This window comes from Afipia sp. DC4300-2b1, from assembly GCF_049895725.1.
Classification (GTDB): Bacteria; Pseudomonadota; Alphaproteobacteria; order Rhizobiales; family Xanthobacteraceae; genus Afipia; species Afipia broomeae.
Genome location: NZ_JAFCSX010000017.1, coordinates 1 through 1,430, shown reverse-complemented (window position 1 = coordinate 1,430; position 1,430 = coordinate 1). Strand labels below are relative to the sequence as shown.

Sequence of the window (1,430 nt, the reverse complement as noted above, 5' to 3'; positions counted from 1 at the left end):
GGGGATGTCCCGGTCAATGTTGAAATTGGAGGGCAGGCGTTGCTCACCTTGAGCCTGTAGGCTCGGGGTGTCGAATCCGCAAAGGAGAGCAACGCCATGAAGAAATCTACCACATCTCCCGCCGCCGTGCCGACGGCAATCGTTGAAGAGGCTTGGCAACAGGTCAGCGTCAGCTTCGAGCGGTTCTGCCTGACGGCGGGCATCGCCACTTTGACCCGCATGATGGAGGAGGACGCCGACGGGCTCTGCGGTCCCCGCTATGATCATGGTGATGGCAAGGACGGTCACCGCTGGGGCAAGACCAAGGGCAAGGTCGGCTTCCACGGCGGCAAAGTCGAGGTCGAGCGCCCCCGTGTCCGCACCCGCCAGGGCGGAGAGATAAGTCTGCCGAGTTGGGAAGCCGCCCAGTCCGAAGACCTGCTGAGCAAGTGGGCGCTGTCCCAGATGCTGATCAACATTTCGACGCGCAAGTTCGGGCGATCTGTTCGTTTGCCGGAGGGTGACATTCCTGTCGTCAAGGGCGCTGGCGTGTCCAAGTCGGCGGTGTCGCGCCGGTTTGTGGCGTTGTCGGCGGAACGCTTGAAGGACTGGATGGCGGCGGACCTGTCCAGACTGGACCTGCTGATCATCCAGATCGACGGCATCCACATCGAGGAGGATTTGATGCTGCTGGCCGCAGTCGGCATCGACGGCGGGGGAGTGAAGCATCCGCTGGGCGTGCTGGAGGGGGCGACGGAGAACACCGCCGTGGTGCAGGCCCTGCTCGACAACTTGATCGAGCGAGGTCTCGACCCTGCCGTCTGCCGCCTGTTTGTCGTCGATGGAGCCAAGGCGCTGACCAAGGCGATCCGCAACACCTTCGGACACCATACTCCGATCCAGCGCTGTCAGGTCCACAAGGCCCGCAACATCACGGATCGTCTTGCCAAGCCCCTTCACGCCAGTGTCCGCAAAACGCTGCGACAGGCGTGGGAACTGAATGACGCCGACAAGGCCGAACGGCTGATCAAGAACCTGGCCCGCCGCCTGGAACATGACTATCCCGGCGTTTCCGGCAGCATCTTGGAGGGGATGGACGAAATCCTCACCGTCACCCGCCTTGGATTGCCGGTCGAATTGCGCCGGTCGCTGGCCTGCACCAACATCATCGAGAACATGAACGGGACCATCCGGCAGGTCTGCCGCAACGTCAAACGCTGGCGGGACACCAGGATGGCGCTCCGCTGGACCGGCGCCGCCATGCAGGAGGCCGCCAAGGGCTTCCGGCGGCTCAAGGCGCACAAGCAACTACCGACCCTGCGAGCGGCCCTGCTTGCCCATCAGGTCAAGCATTCCATCAACCCCGATCTTGAACAGCAAGCCAAGGCCGCGTAGCCTGTTCAAACAGCGACGCCTGCCGAGCGAATTTCAACACGGCTCGGGACATTCCC

1 protein-coding gene is annotated in these 1,430 nt (G+C 63.0%); it reads left to right on the top strand.

All coding sequences use genetic code 11. The annotated features are described in order from the left end of the window. Positions 1-96: 96 nt before the first annotated feature. Positions 97-1,374 (top strand): IS256 family transposase, encoded by a 1,278-nt coding sequence (locus tag ACP7AL_RS25500; protein ID WP_425995464.1) that lies wholly within the window; start codon positions 97-99, stop codon positions 1,372-1,374. Positions 1,375-1,430 lie beyond the last annotated feature (56 nt).